Source organism: Alistipes ihumii AP11 (assembly GCF_025144665.1).
Lineage (GTDB): Bacteria > Bacteroidota > Bacteroidia > Bacteroidales > Rikenellaceae > Alistipes_A > Alistipes_A ihumii.
Genome location: NZ_CP102294.1, coordinates 1,269,726 through 1,283,629 on the forward strand (window position 1 = coordinate 1,269,726; position 13,904 = coordinate 1,283,629).

Here is a 13,904-nt window from a genome sequence, read left to right on the forward strand (position 1 = left end):
TCGTTTAGGAATCGACGGTATCCGGACCGGACACCTGCAGTCCGGCCGCTCTCGGGGACCGTATGCGGAAGAATATGCAGTAAGCGACCGGCAGGACGAGAATCGTAAGCAGCGATGCGACGAGCAGCCCGCCCATGATCGTTGCCGCCATGCCGCCGAACATCGAGTCGAACAGCAACGGCAGCATGCCCAGAATCGTCGTCCCGGAAGCCATCAGCACGGGAACGATTCTCGACCGCGTGGCCGACACGACCGCCTCGTAAGGCGACTTCCCCCCTGCCGACTCGCCTCCGATCCGGTCGACGAGCACGATCGCATTCTTGACATTCATGCCCACCAGTCCGAGCAGCCCGAGCATCGCGAAAAAGTCGAACTGCTTGCCGGTAACCCAAAGGCCGAGCACGACCCCGATGAATATCAGAGGCACCATCAGCAGAATGACGACCGGCTTCTTGTAGGACCGGAACAGCAGCAGCAGCGTCGCAAAGATCAGCAGCAGCGTGAGCGGCATACCCTCGGCCAAGGCGGCGTTCGAGTCCTCCTGACTCTGCTGCTCTCCGAAAACCTTCATCGTATAGCCCTCGGGCAGCCGGACTTCAGACTCGATTCGGGAAAAGACCTCCGCGAAAGCCCGTTTCGTATTGGCCCCCCGAACCGGGTCGCACTGCGCCATCATGACCCTCTCGCGATTGTAGCGCTTCACGACCCCGTACCGGTAATCGAAATCGAAGCGCTCGGTCACCTGCTCCAGCGGATACACCTTGCCGCTCGGCGAGTAGATCGGGATCGAGCGCAGATTGTCCAGACTGAAGTCGGTCAGATTCTCGTCGACGAGCAGAATCGGCATGAGACGATCCTTGTAGCGGAACTCCCCGAGCCGGTACCCGCTCGTGGCGATGTTCATCTGCTGAGCCATCGCCGAGCGGGTAATGCCCAGCCGGGGCCCCTTCTCCTGCGAGTAGACGGGAGTCCATATAGGAACCGCGTTTCCCCAGCTGTTGCGAATATCCCCCACTTCGGGAATCGAGGCCATGATACGCTGCGCCTGCTCGGTCAGCTCGGCCAGCGTATCGATGTCGGGACCGATGAAGCCGATCTCGATAGCCGCCTCGACGGCAGGCGAGAGTTTGAACAGCGACGAGCGGACGAGCAGATCGGGACAATTCTCCCGGACATAACGGTCGAACCGCTGCTCGACGGCGGCCGTCGAGTCCTTGCTCGACAGTTCGACCAGCACGTTCGCGAAATTCGGCTTCGGTCCGAACGACGGACTGGCCAAATAGTAGCGGGGAGGCGAGCTGCCCATCGTAACCGAGACGGTCCGGACCGAGGGCTGGTCGCGGAGCCACCGATCGAGCCGGGCCGTCTGACGCTCCATGTCGCGGATATTATAGCCGTCGGGCAGAAAGCAGTCGGCGCGGAAATAGGGCTTGTCGAGGTTGGGAAAAAAGTTCTGGGGCATGACGCTCATCGCGTACAACGCGCCGGCGAACAGCGCCAGCACGACGGCCGCCACCGCATAGCGCCAACGGATCAACGCTCCGAGCAGACGGTCGAAGCGGCGGTAGAATCTCCCGGCATACGGGTCGCGCGGAACGGCTCCCGAGCGGTCCCGGAGGATGTAGCTACCGAACAGCGGCGTCTGCGACAGCGCGAGCACCCAGCTCAGTGTCAGCGAGATGGCGAGCACGACGAACAGCGGCTTGACGATCTCGGCCACGGCCGACGGCGCCAGATAGAGCGGCAGGAACGAAAAGACGGCGATCAGCGTCGCGCCGAACAGGCCCCATTGGGGCACGGTCGCCCCCCCGATCAGGGCCCGATCTCTCGGTACGCCGCGCAACATCGCGTTCTGCGCGTTGTCCGTCACGACGATCGCATTATCGACGAGCATGCCCATCGCAATGATGAACCCGGCCAGCGAAGTCCGGTTCAGCCCGACATCCAGCCCTTGCATGATCAGCAGCGTGCCTCCGATAGTGAAAAGCAGCGAGCTGCCGATCAGCAGGCCGGCGCGGAATCCCATGATCGCCATGATCAGCAGGATCACGATCGCGACCGACTCAAGCAGGTTCATGACGAACGCGCGGTTCGCCTCGGCGGCGATCCGGTTTTCGGGATAGAGCGTCTGAAGCGCGATGCCGAGCGGCATCATCGGCGTGATCGTCGCCAGCTTCCGCTCGATCAGCCTGCCCGTGCGCACGACATCCTTCTCCGGATCGGTCGAAATGCCGATGCCTATAGCCCGCTGCCCGTTCACGCGCATCAGCGTCGAGGGAGGCTCCGCGTAGCCCGTCTCGACCCGGGCGATGTCGCCCAAGCGGACCTGAAGTCCTTGGGAGGAGGTCAGCAGCTGGTTCCGGATGTCGTCGAGACTCTTATAGGTTCCCGTTTCGATGATCCGTATCTGCATGTCGCCGGCCAGCTTCTCGCTGCTTCCGACCAGCGCGTTCTGCGAGCCGAGAATCCGGATGATCTCGTCGGGCGCGATGAACAGGCTGGCGAGCGCCGCCATGCTGACCCGGACGTTCACCACGTCCTGCTGCTCGCCGAAAAGCGTCACTTTCTGCACGCCGTCGACCGGCACCAGCTCGGTCTTGATCCGCTGCGCCCAGTCGCGCATCTCCTCGTACGTGAAACCCGGATCGGCCGACAGACCGTAGTAGATGCCGAACACGTCGCCGTAATCGTCCCCGACCGAGATCGGCGAGGCCCCCTCGGGCAAGACGGCCTGCACGGTGAGAATCTTCCGCCGAAGCTCGTCCCACATCTGCGGCATTTCGTCGGCCGGAGTCGAGGGCAACAGCTCGATCATGATTTTCGACATGCCGTAGAACGACTCGGAGGTGATTTTATAGACCCGGCGCATCGACTGAATCTCGCGCTCGATCGGTTCGGTAATCAACTGCTCGACCTCCTCGGGCGTAGCGCCGGGATAGCGGGTAACGATCGACGCGCTCTTGATCACGAACGGCGCGTCTTCCTTCTTTCCGAGATGGCCGAACGCGACGAGACCGCCGATGAAAAGCACGGCCAGAAAGAACCAGATCACCTTCGGATTGTCGAGCGAGTATCGCGGCAGATTCATCTTCATCTTATTTCAGGATTTTGACTCGCTCGCCCTGCTCGATCCGGTAGACGCCCGCCGTCACGACCGTCTCTCCGGGGACGAGCCCCCGAGTCACCATGACCATGTCGCTGCCGTACAGATCACCGAGAGTCACCTCGCGCAACTCCGCCTCGGCGCGGTCGCTTACCACCCAGACATACTCCTTGCCGTCCCGGTCGAACACGGCCGTCAGCGGAACGCCGGTCATGTCGCGCCGGTCCGGGATGTCCACCCTCAGGTTGACCGTGCAGGCCATGCCGGGCGCGATGTCGTACTTCCCGACGTTCTGCCCGTCGAGCGTCAGCGCGACGGTAATGCCGGCAGCCTGCGTCGAGCTCTGGACATACTCTTTGAGGAGGGCATCGAATACGACGTTCGGATAGTTGTCGAACCGGACGGTAAACGCGAGGCCGGACAGTTTGAGGGTTTGCAGTCCGCTTTCGGGCATCGTGAACTTGACCGAACGCGTCTGCGGATTGACAAGCCGGACAACCGGCTCGCCCGCCTGAACCCGCTGGTAGTTGTCGGCATAGACTTTCTCGACGGCACCCGAGAACGGCGCGACCAGCTTCGTGTCGGCCAGAATGCTTTTCGAGTTGTCGTAAGCCGTGCGCGCCCGGACGTAGGCGGCTTCGGCCGTCTCGTAGTCCTGACGCGAAATCGCCTGCCGTTCGATCAGCCGCTTGTTGCGCTCGAGCTGCGACTGGGCCGTCAGATAGGTAGCCTTGTCGGCCTCCATTTGCAGCATGTACTCGCGGGGATTGATCTCGGCGATGACGGTGCCTTTCTTGACGCTCTGGCCTTCCGAAACGTTCATTTTGACGATCTGGCCCGGCTCCCGGAAAGCCAGGTTCGAAATGTCGTCGGCCGTCGACATGCCAGCGAAATTCTTGTTTATGGCGCCGAGCGATTCGGTCGTGAAAGTCTTGATGGGTCTGGCTGCCGCGCCCGGCGCCTGCCTCGGCGCCGGATCCCCGCAGCCGCACATCGCGGCGGCTCCGGCAAGGAGCAACAGAAATCTGTATCTCATAGCGGAAAACCTCGTTCTTTGACAGCCTGATTATAAGCCAAAATCATGCCACACGAGACCGCAGGTCCTACCGGGAACGACAATGCCGGGCCCGATTCCCCCTGCCAGAAACGCAAGGCGGCGAAACGCCGACGGAATACCTCAAAAAAAGAAAAGCGTTAAAAGCGATTGTAACGGGAAAGACATGCAGACGACGAATTCGGATAGGCCAAAGCCACGAAAACCGAACCGTCCGCCAAGCCGCACGCAGCGACGATTCTATTCCTCCGGTCGACTCGGAGGCAGGAAATCGGAACAGGATGGCCGGAAACTCAGACGGGAACCATGCCGGTTTGCCGGCGTAGCCATATGCAGGAGTCAACGGATGTCACCGCTTTCTTCTGTGCGCCGTAAATACGACGTATGCCAACGCCAGCGCAACCAGCAGCGTTCCCAGCAGCCAGGCCCGGCCGTTCTCCGCACCGCGCTCGACGACCGCCTCAAGCACGGTCCGGTCGCCGTACAGGCTGTCGAAGCGGGGTATGTCGCGGCAATTCCATTTCCCCAGAACGATCCCCTCCTTGAGCAGCACCAAGCCGGTCCGGGCCCGGATCATCGTCTTAAGCGTCGTAGGGTCGATATTATAGACGGGGACGCCCCGTTCGCCGAGCGCGATCAGGCCCCCTTCCGGCAAGGGCGAGGTCGTGACGCATACGGCCGGATAGCCGTGATGCGCCGCATACCGGACGACTTCCTCCATGCGCTCGCGGCAACCGTCCCTCAACCCGTCCTCGGTCCGCGTCATAACGATCAGAAAGACTTCGCGAGGCGAGGCGAGCAGAGCCGTCGCATGGTCGCCGTCCGAATCGAAAACGGAAAAATCGGCGATGGCGGGACGACGGGACGGCATTCGTTCCTCGATCCGGGTATCGACGTATTCCCAGCGCAGCGTATCGTACCACGAGGTATCCTGCAACGCGAATTCGCGCAGTTCTCCGCTCAGGCGGTCCCTGTAAACCAACGTCGTCGTCACGTCCCCTCCGGCAGAAGCCAACTGGGCGGGAATGTTCGCGCCGACCTTGAACGGCAGAAAATCGACGAGGGGAAGATGGCGCATCGAATAGATCCCTATGCCCGACGAAAAAAGCAGAAAGAAGAAAACCATGCTGTTTTCCACGATCGAGCGCTGCCGGTCGTGACCGTGACGCTCATGGCGAACGCCCCGCCAAAGCAGCAACGCGAAAGCCGACAAGAGAACATTCTTGTAGAACGTCTGCCAGTTGGTCAGCTTCACCGCATCGCCGAAGCAACCGCAGTCCGCGACCGGATTCCACAGCGCGAGAACGAGCGTCAGCACCGTGAAGAAGCCCATAAAGAGCAAAGCCAGCCGCGCCGCGCCGCGCTCCCTGACCCTGAAAAGCAGGCAGAGACCGATGGTCATCTCCGTAGCCGAAAGCAGAATCGACAGCGCGAACTGAGCTCCGACGAGCCAGTCCATGGAAAAGGCCCTAAGGTACTCGCCGAGCTTGATCGCCGTTCCCCACGGATCGACGCCCTTGACGAATCCCGAAAAAATGAACACCAGAGCGACGATCCACCGCGACAGGGCCGGCCAAAGGGCATGCTTTTTCATATCGTATTCTCTTTCAGTCGTTCATGCAAATGTATGCAATTTATTCGAAGAATGAAACATGCCCTTTCCTTCGCCCGCCGGCGCAGCCGCATCCGTATCTTCGCGTATCGGTCCCTGTCGAAAGAATTCGGGACCGAACGAACGAGAGCCCCGAAGAATAGTGAGACGCGCAGAAGACCGACCGGCTCACGCAGTCGCAACGGTCGCGTACCGTATGCCGCCGCAGAAGACCGCTCACACGCCGAGCGTATGGTCACGCAGGAAAACTTTGCTTAAAATTCCGCCCGACAAAGTTTATAAGGCGAAGTCCCGCATCACCGACAACCGAGCATCCCGGCGCGTAGTCCATGCGACGGCAGCCATTCACGGACGGTACGCGAGGCGGGCAGATCGCTCCGAACGGCTTACCGACGACCGGAGATTTTCTCGCGATGGAACCGCCTCGGTCGCAAGAGTGAACTCCGGCGTTCCTCGCATAACGGGACACGGCAGAAAAGCGCTGTCCGGAACCGGCCGATCGTCGGGCCGCCCGAAAGATACCGCCCGACAAAAAGCGCCGCAGCATATTTGCAGGAAACGGTGCGGAACTCCCGGACTCGCCGTGCCCAAAGATTCTCCCTACACGGCAGGCGACAGCCGATTATCGGACAGAATCCTCCTCGCGACAAAAATCGGAACCGGGTAAAAAATTAAACACGCATGCGGTAAGAACCGGACAAGACATGCGAAACGACCCGCCGCAGAGCGACGGTGCTCCCACCGCGCGCCGGCGACACGCGAGGCCGACTTCTGCGTCTCGGGCTATCGTTTCCCTTCGGGTAATGGGAGCATCCGATCCACCTGCCGGGCGATCCGCTCGAAAATCGAATCGGGATCGAGCATCGAGCCGTCGGGAGCCGAACAGTCGATTACCCGGAACCGGTCGTCGAGCGCTTCCTGCTCGAGATAGACCTCCCGGACGCGCTGTTGCAGGATGAGCGAGGACTCGTGAATATCCCTCTTGCCCTGCAAATACTCGCGGTCGTCGCCCTCGCGGACCTCCTCGAGCTTCCTTTTGGTAAAGCCGAACGGCACGTCGAGAAACAGGGACAGATCAGGAACGGGAATCGCATGATGACAGTATTCCAGATCGACGATCCAGTCGCGCAGTTTCCGCCGGGCCTGCGGATCGGCGACCTTGGCGCACTGGTAGGCCACGTTGGAATAGACATACCGGTCCAGTATTACGCTTTTTCCCTCCGCCAGCCAGCCCCGGATCGCCGCAGCCGCATCGGCCCGGTCGCCGGCGTACAGCAGCGCCACGATATAGGGATCGACCCGGTCGACTCCGCCGAGCTCGCCCCGCAGGAAGCGGGCGATCAACTCTCCGTACACGGGCGCGTCGAAACGCGGGAAGTGAAGGTATTCGTACCCGATGCCCCGCGCGGCGAGCATTTGTTGCAAACGGTGAATCTGGGTGGACTTTCCGGCCCCGTCGAGGCCTTCCAAAACAAGCAAGGGCATTTCTTCCGTATTTCAAATCGAGTTATCCGGGCAGGGTGTAGGCCGTCGCCCGTCGTTTTCAGCTTTCTTCCTTCGTTTTCAGCTTCCTGTGCGGGGCCGCCGCAAGCGCTCGTCGCCAAGCGGGACGGTCATATCCATTCGAGCACAACGAACGGTTCTCATAACGACTCGCGCTATCCGGAGCGCGCTCTTCCCCGCCGGCCGGAACGAAGCGGACGACGGGCCCCGCCTCAGGAGCGCAGCATGCGTGCCGCCCGCTTCAGGCCCTCGGCAAGCATATCGATCTCGCCGAAGGTATTGTACATGGCCAGCGACGCTCGCACCATCGACGTGATGCCGTAATGGGCCATCACCGGCTCGGCGCAGTGCGTGCCGGTCCGCACGGCGATTCCCAGCTTGTCGAGGATCATCCCGACATCGTACGGATGCGTCCCGTCGATCGTAAACGACAGGATACTGCACTTGTCGGGCTGCGAGCCGTAGATACGCAGACCCTCCACGGCCGAGAGCTTCTCGGTCGCATAGGCCGTCAACCCGCTCTCGTAACGAGCCGCAGCCTCGCGGTCCACGCCTTCCACGTAGCGGATCGCCTCGCCGAGCCCGATCGCGCCGATGTAGTTGGCCGTGCCGGCCTCGAACTTGAGCGGAAGCTCGGCATAGGTCGTTCCGGCGAAAGAGACCGTCGCCACCATGTCGCCCCCGCCCATGAACGGAGGCATCCGTTCCAGCCACCGTTCCTTACCGTACAGCACGCCGATCCCCGTCGGACCGTAAAGCTTGTGACCGGAAAAGGCATAGAAGTCGCAATCGAGCGCCGTCACGTCGACTCCGCCGTGCACGATCCCCTGACAACCGTCGACGAGTACCGGCACGCCCTTGCGGTGCGCCGCATCGACGACCGCGCGCAGGTCGGGCCGCGTCCCGAGCACGTTCGACGCTTGCGTAACGCATACGATGCGCGTGCGGGAATCGATCAGTTCGTCGAGCCGGCCGGTTTCGAGCGCTCCGGCATCGTCGAACGGAAGCACTCTCAGCTCCGCCCCCTTGCGCTCGCAGAGCATCTGCCACGGAACGATGTTCGAATGGTGCTCCATCTCGGTCGTAATCACGTTATCGCCCTCCCGGACGAAACGCCCGCCGAAGCTGTACGCGACCAGATTGATCGAGGCGGTCGCCCCCGACGTGAAGACGATCTCGCGCGTCGAGCCGGCGCCTATGAACCGGCGGACGGCCTCGCGTGCGGCCTCGTACTCGTCGGTGCAGGTCTCGCTCATGTAGTGCAGTCCCCGGTGCACGTTGGCATTCATCCGGCGATGCAGCCAGTCGACCTTGTCGATCACCGCGCGCGGCTTCTGAGCCGTCGCCCCGCTATCGAGGTACGCCAACGGACGGCCGTAGACCTCGCAGGAAAGGACCGGAAAGTCGGCCCGTATTTTCTCTACGTCGAAAGCCATCACATACGGTCTATTTTGGCGGCGGCCAATTCCTCGATCGTTCCGGTCAGTCCCTCGACAGGAATTTTCTCGATCACCTGATTGGCGAAGCCGAACATTTGCAGACGGCGCGCATCGCGGTCGGACAGGCCCCGCTGCCGCATATAGTAAAGGGCTTCGGCGCTCAGCCGGCCGACCGTCGCCCCATGGCTGCACTTGACGTTATCGGCATAAATTTCGAGCTGAGGCTTCGAATAGACATGCGCCGCATCGCCGAGCAGCAGATTGTTGTTCTGCTGGTAAGCCTGCGTCCGCTGGGCGTCCTGCGCCACGTAAATGCGGCCGCCGAACACGCCCGTGCCGCCGTCCGCCGCAATGGCCTTGACCAGCTCGTAGCTCGTGCAGTCGGCCGCTGCGTGCTCCAAGCTCGTATTGAAATCGATATGTTCGCCCGCCCCGCAGAGCATCAGCGCGTTGGTATGGTTCTCGGCCCCGCTGCCGAGCAGGCGGACCTGCTGATTGCTCCGCACGAGCCGGCCGTCGAGAGCGACCGAAAGCGTGTGCAGTCGGCTCGACTCCCATTGTTCGACAAAGCTGCTCGACACGAGCGTCGAGCGATCGCCGAGTCTCAGCAGCTCGACCAACTCGACACGGGCGCCGCTGCCGACGAACAGCTCGCGGACCTGGCAGTCGAGCGCCGCTCCGTCGCCTTCCGAACGGTCGTCGATCACGAGCTGGGCCTCGCTATCCCGCTCGAATACGAACAGACTTCGGGCAAAGCAGCGCAAAGCCTCGTCCTCGCTGTAATGAGCGAACGTGACCAGCAACGGACGGGCGACCCGAACGCCGCGCGGCACATAAACGAATGCTCCGTCCTGCGCGAACACGGTATTGAGAGCCGACAACGCATCGCCGTGCTCCCCGCTCAGCCGGTTGTAATAGCGGCCGATCAAATCGGGATAGCGAACGGCCGCCGCCGCCAACGATCCGTACAAGACCCCTTCGGGCGTCTCGGTCAGCGGCTCGGCTCCCGAATGAAAACCGTTCATAAAGCCTGCGCGCCCTCCTTCGAGGTCGAGATGCCGAACGGAAGCCGACGCATAGGAAGGCGTGAAATACGACTCGTACTCCGCACCGAACGCTTCCCTCAGCCCGGTATAGTGATAGCGGTCGCCGCCGGCCGAGCCGCGCGCGGGAACTCCCGTCAGGTTGAACGCCACCAGCGCGTCGGCCCGAGGCGCGTTCAACACGGGCGCGCTCTCGGAGATGATGTCGGCGTTCGACCAGTACAGATCGCCCAGCCTTTTTTCCAACGAACCGTCCATCGCGCCTACTTATATTGGTTAATCAGCCAGTCGTAGCCCTGATCCTCGAGTTTCAGGGCCAGTTCCTTGCCGGCCGAGTGAATGATCCGTCCGTCGTAAAGCACATGAACGACATCGGGCACGATATAATCCAGCAGGCGCTGGTAGTGCGTGATGACGATCGTCGCGTTATCGGGACGCTTGAGCTTGGCCACGCCGGTGGCCACGATCCGCAGCGCATCGATATCGAGGCCGCTGTCGGTCTCGTCGAGCACGGCGAGCTTCGGCTCGAGCATCGCCATCTGGAAAATCTCGTTCTTCTTTTTCTCGCCGCCCGAGAACCCTTCGTTCACGGCCCGGCCAGTCAGCTTGCTGTCGAGTTCGACGACGGCGGCCCGCTCGCGCATCATCCGCAGGAATTCGGCCGACGTAAGCGGCTCGAGCCCCTGATACTTGCGCTTCTCGTTAACGGCGTACTTCATGAAGTTGGCCATGCTGACGCCGGGAATCTCGACCGGATACTGAAAGCCGAGGAACAGCCCGGCGCGGGCCCTCTCCTCGACCGGCATGCCGAGCAGATCGCGCCCCTCGAAAAGAACCTCGCCCTCGGTCACCTCGAAGCGCTCGTTGCCCGCCAGCACCGAGGCCAGCGTGCTCTTGCCCGAGCCGTTCGGCCCCATGATCGCATGGACCTCGCCGGCACGAACCGTCAGATCGATTCCCTTCAATATCTCCTTGCCGTCGACAGCGGCATGCAGATTTTTCACTTCCAACATAGCATCTATCTCATGCGGCCTGCACGACCTGCGCTTGCGCGTAAGCCGGAGGCCCGTTAATTCTCTTCCCGAGCGACGAATACGCCCTGTCGTCCCGCCCGTCCATACCGCGAAATCCGGTAAATTTCCCCGGTCGGAACGCTATTTTTCACACAACTCCGCACGACTGCGGACCCGACGGCCCGGCTCCATGCGCGAGGCCCTACCCGACGCTACCTTCCAGACTGATCGACAACAGCTTCTGAGCCTCGACGGCAAATTCCATCGGCAGCTTGTTGAGCACCTCCTTCGCATAGCCGTTGACGATCAGCCCGACGGCATCCTCGGTCGAAAGCCCTCGCTGATTGCAATAAAAGAGCTGATCCTCCCCGATCTTCGACGTGGTCGCCTCGTGCTCGACAACGGCCGAGCGGTTGCCCACCTCGATATAGGGAAACGTGTGCGCCCCGCACCGGTCGCCGATAAGCAGCGAGTCGCACTGCGAGTAGTTGCGCGCCCCCTCGGCCTTCGGCGACACCTTGACCAGTCCCCGGTAGCTGTTCTGGCTGACGCCGGCCGAAATACCCTTGCTGACGATCCGGCTGCGCGTATCGCGGCCCAGATGAATCATCTTCGTCCCCGTATCGGCCTGCTGATGGTTATTCGTCACGGCTACCGAATAGAACTCCCCGACCGAGCGGTCGCCCGCGAGAATACAGCTCGGATACTTCCACGTCAGCGCCGAACCGGTCTCGATCTGCGTCCACGACAGCCGCGCGTTCTCGCCCCGGCAGATTCCCCGCTTGGTGACGAAGTTGTAGATCCCCCCGTTGCCGTCCTTATCGCCCGGATACCAGTTCTGAACGGTCGAGTATTTCACCTCGGCATCCTTCATCACGACGATCTCGACGACGGCGGCATGCAGCTGGTTCTCGTCGCGCATCGGAGCCGTGCACCCCTCCATGTAGCTGACATAGGCGCCTTCGTCGGCAACGATCAGCGTACGCTCGAACTGGCCCGTCCCGGCCGCATTGATCCGGAAATAAGTGCTCAGCTCCATCGGGCAGTGCACCCCCTTGGGAATATAGCAAAACGACCCGTCCGAGAAAACGGCCGCGTTCAGCGCCGCGAAAAAGTTATCGGTATAGGGTACTACGCTGCCCATGTATCGGCGCACTAGATCGGGGTGCTCCCTCAGCGCCTCGGAGAACGAGCAGAAAACGATCCCCTTCTCGGCCAGCGTATCGCGAAACGTGGTCTTCACCGAAACGGAGTCCATGACCGCATCGACGGCCACGCCTGAAAGCAGCATCTGCTCCTCGAGCGGCACGCCGAGCTTGTCGAACGTCGCCTTCAGCTCCGGATCGACCTCGTCCATGCTCGCCAGCCGAGGCTTCTTTTTCGGAGCGGCATAGTAGCTGATGTCCTGAAAGTCGATCTCCGGAAGATCCAGATGCGGCCAACGCGGCATGGTAAGCGTCAGCCAGTGACGGTAAGCCTTCAGACGATAGTCGGTCATCCACCCGGGCTCGCCCTTGATCCGCGAGATCCGCCGGACGACCTCCTCGCTGAGCCCCTTGGGAAACGTCTCCGTATCGATGTCGGTCACGAAGCCGTACTTGTACTCGCCGCTCGTGACCTCGTCCAGTATGTCGTCTTTTCTCTCCATGTGCGAAACCTGCGGTTACGATACCGAAAACCCGGCGGTACGATCCTCCGGTCCGGACAAGCGGGATTCGGCCGCATTACCCGCAAAGGTAATCTTTCGCCGTCTATACTGCAAAATTTTGTCCAAAATAAAAAGGACCGTCCATGGGACGGTCCTTCGGTCCTGTCGGCAGACAGGTTATTGCTGCATGCTCTTGAACAATTCGTTGTACTTGTTGAAATTGTCCATCATCTCGGGAGACTCGTCGCGCAGGCGGAAATAAAGGCTCTTGAGCAGCTCGACGGTAATGGGCTCCTCGGGATTGATCGAGTGCGCCTTTTCGAGAGGCGCGAGCGCCTTGGCATATTCCGCGTTCAGCTTCGCCATCTCGGCATCGCGCTCCTCGCGGCTCGTAAAGGACTTGCCGTTGAACTCGGTCGTCATGTTGTCGGCGCTGCGGACCACCATCAAGGCATAGTTGAAATTCGCGTTGAAGTCGTCCGGAGTCAGTCCTACCGCCTTGCCGAAAGCCTCCAGCGCTTTCTGGTTATCGCCCAGCTTGTCGTACACGCGACCCAGGCCGGACCACAGCTCCGGATTGTTCGGATCGTTCTCGATACCCTTCTGCACGTAAGGAATGATATCGTGAGGATCCTCGCCCGTTTCCGCGTACAGGCTGATCAGCATTTCGAGTATCTGCGAGTTCTTGGGATATTTGGTCACGCCGGCCAGCAGAATCTGCTTGGCCTCGTCCATTTTCTTCTGTCCGTAGTAGCTGTGGAACAGATAATAGTAGGCGTCGCCCTCGCTCTCATAGCCGTTGTCGATCGCCTCCTTGAGGTATTTCTCGCCCAGATCGAATTTCTTACCCAGCGTATAGATATAACCGGCATAATAGCAACTGGCCGTATCCATCCGGTTGAGCGTCGGGTGACGCTGCAGATCGAAAGCGGCGGCAAAAGCCTCGGCGGTGGGAATGAACTGGCGCAGCTCGAAGAAGTTCGAGGCATCCTGCTTATAACCGTCCACTACCTTGCCCAGACCCTCGGCGACCTTCTCGGCCGTGCTGTTATCCAGCTCATAGGCCTTGTTGTAGGCAGCGGCAGCTTTCGCCAGCGCGTCCTCTACGACGACTTTCTTGACGGACCAGAACGAAACGACGCCGTTTTCCAGATAAACATCGAAATCGGGATACGACCATTTGGAATAGGTAACTCCGTTGATCGTCTCCACACCTCTCTCGGGCTTCGGGAAGACGAGCTCGGTCGTCATGCTGTCCAAACCTACGTACAGACCGTTGGTCAAGCCCGTCGCAGCATTCTCGTAAACTTTTCCCAACTCGAGCCACGTAGCGGCCTTGGCTCCTTTCTTCGCATCCTTGCTGTCGGCCTCCAGCTTGGCAAGCTTCTTCATAAGGGCCTCCTCGTTGAATCGGGTCTCCTGAGCGTTTACGGAACCGGAGAACGCGAACAGCGCAAGGGTTAATGACAATAACAGACGTTTCATAATT

General features: G+C 61.0%; 9 protein-coding genes. All 9 read right to left on the minus strand.

Annotated features, from left to right (window positions below; genetic code table 11):
* Nucleotides 1-4: 4 nt before the first annotated feature.
* On the minus strand, nucleotides 5-3,088 hold the full coding sequence (locus NQ491_RS05145; RefSeq protein WP_034283341.1) for an efflux RND transporter permease subunit: 3,084 nt from the start codon (nucleotides 3,086-3,088) through the stop codon (nucleotides 5-7).
* 7 nt (nucleotides 3,089-3,095) lie between these two features.
* Complete coding sequence (locus NQ491_RS05150; RefSeq protein WP_026089748.1) at nucleotides 3,096-4,139, minus strand: efflux RND transporter periplasmic adaptor subunit; 1,044 nt, start codon at nucleotides 4,137-4,139, stop codon at nucleotides 3,096-3,098.
* A 367-nt stretch (nucleotides 4,140-4,506) separates the two neighbouring features.
* On the minus strand, nucleotides 4,507-5,751 hold the full coding sequence (locus NQ491_RS05155; RefSeq protein WP_019246535.1) for a BT_3928 family protein: 1,245 nt from the start codon (nucleotides 5,749-5,751) through the stop codon (nucleotides 4,507-4,509).
* An 801-nt stretch (nucleotides 5,752-6,552) separates the two neighbouring features.
* Entirely contained in the window at nucleotides 6,553-7,254 is a 702-nt protein-coding gene (locus NQ491_RS05160; RefSeq protein ID WP_026089749.1) for a dTMP kinase, read from the minus strand.
* Nucleotides 7,255-7,484: 230 nt separating this feature from the next.
* Nucleotides 7,485-8,708, minus strand: coding sequence for an aminotransferase class V-fold PLP-dependent enzyme (locus NQ491_RS05165; RefSeq protein WP_019246537.1), 1,224 nt, complete (start codon nucleotides 8,706-8,708; stop codon nucleotides 7,485-7,487).
* A complete protein-coding gene (gene sufD / locus NQ491_RS05170; protein ID WP_019246538.1) occupies nucleotides 8,708-10,012 on the minus strand; it encodes a Fe-S cluster assembly protein SufD in 1,305 nt (434 codons plus the stop codon). The genes NQ491_RS05165 and sufD overlap by 1 nt, the downstream gene beginning before the upstream one ends.
* Before the next feature lie 5 nt (nucleotides 10,013-10,017).
* Nucleotides 10,018-10,767: a Fe-S cluster assembly ATPase SufC gene (gene sufC, locus NQ491_RS05175; RefSeq protein WP_019246539.1), complete on the minus strand. Its 750-nt coding sequence runs from the start codon at nucleotides 10,765-10,767 to the stop codon at nucleotides 10,018-10,020.
* A 202-nt stretch (nucleotides 10,768-10,969) separates the two neighbouring features.
* A complete protein-coding gene (sufB, locus tag NQ491_RS05180) occupies nucleotides 10,970-12,415 on the minus strand; it encodes a Fe-S cluster assembly protein SufB (RefSeq protein ID WP_019246540.1) in 1,446 nt (481 codons plus the stop codon).
* Nucleotides 12,416-12,592: 177 nt separating this feature from the next.
* The gene (locus NQ491_RS05185; protein ID WP_026089750.1) at nucleotides 12,593-13,900 is read right to left on the minus strand and encodes a tetratricopeptide repeat protein; all 1,308 of its coding nucleotides are present in this window, start codon (nucleotides 13,898-13,900) and stop codon (nucleotides 12,593-12,595) included.
* Nucleotides 13,901-13,904: the final 4 nt, after the last annotated feature.

What these genes read in the sequence shown, in the direction of transcription:
- NQ491_RS05165 (WP_019246537.1), bottom strand. Translation starts at nt 8,708, where the DNA reads ATGGCTTTCGACGTAGAGAAAATACGGGCCGACTTTCCGGTCCTTTCC.
- NQ491_RS05155 (WP_019246535.1), bottom strand. Translation starts at nt 5,751, where the DNA reads ATGAAAAAGCATGCCCTTTGGCCGGCCCTGTCGCGGTGGATCGTCGCT.
- sufD (WP_019246538.1), bottom strand. Translation starts at nt 10,012, where the DNA reads ATGGACGGTTCGTTGGAAAAAAGGCTGGGCGATCTGTACTGGTCGAAC.
- NQ491_RS05150 (WP_026089748.1), bottom strand. Translation starts at nt 4,139, where the DNA reads ATGAGATACAGATTTCTGTTGCTCCTTGCCGGAGCCGCCGCGATGTGC.
- NQ491_RS05145 (WP_034283341.1), bottom strand. Translation starts at nt 3,088, where the DNA reads ATGAATCTGCCGCGATACTCGCTCGACAATCCGAAGGTGATCTGGTTC.
- sufC (WP_019246539.1), bottom strand. Translation starts at nt 10,767, where the DNA reads ATGTTGGAAGTGAAAAATCTGCATGCCGCTGTCGACGGCAAGGAGATA.
- NQ491_RS05160 (WP_026089749.1), bottom strand. Translation starts at nt 7,254, where the DNA reads ATGCCCTTGCTTGTTTTGGAAGGCCTCGACGGGGCCGGAAAGTCCACC.
- NQ491_RS05185 (WP_026089750.1), bottom strand. Translation starts at nt 13,900, where the DNA reads ATGAAACGTCTGTTATTGTCATTAACCCTTGCGCTGTTCGCGTTCTCC.
- sufB (WP_019246540.1), bottom strand. Translation starts at nt 12,415, where the DNA reads ATGGAGAGAAAAGACGACATACTGGACGAGGTCACGAGCGGCGAGTAC.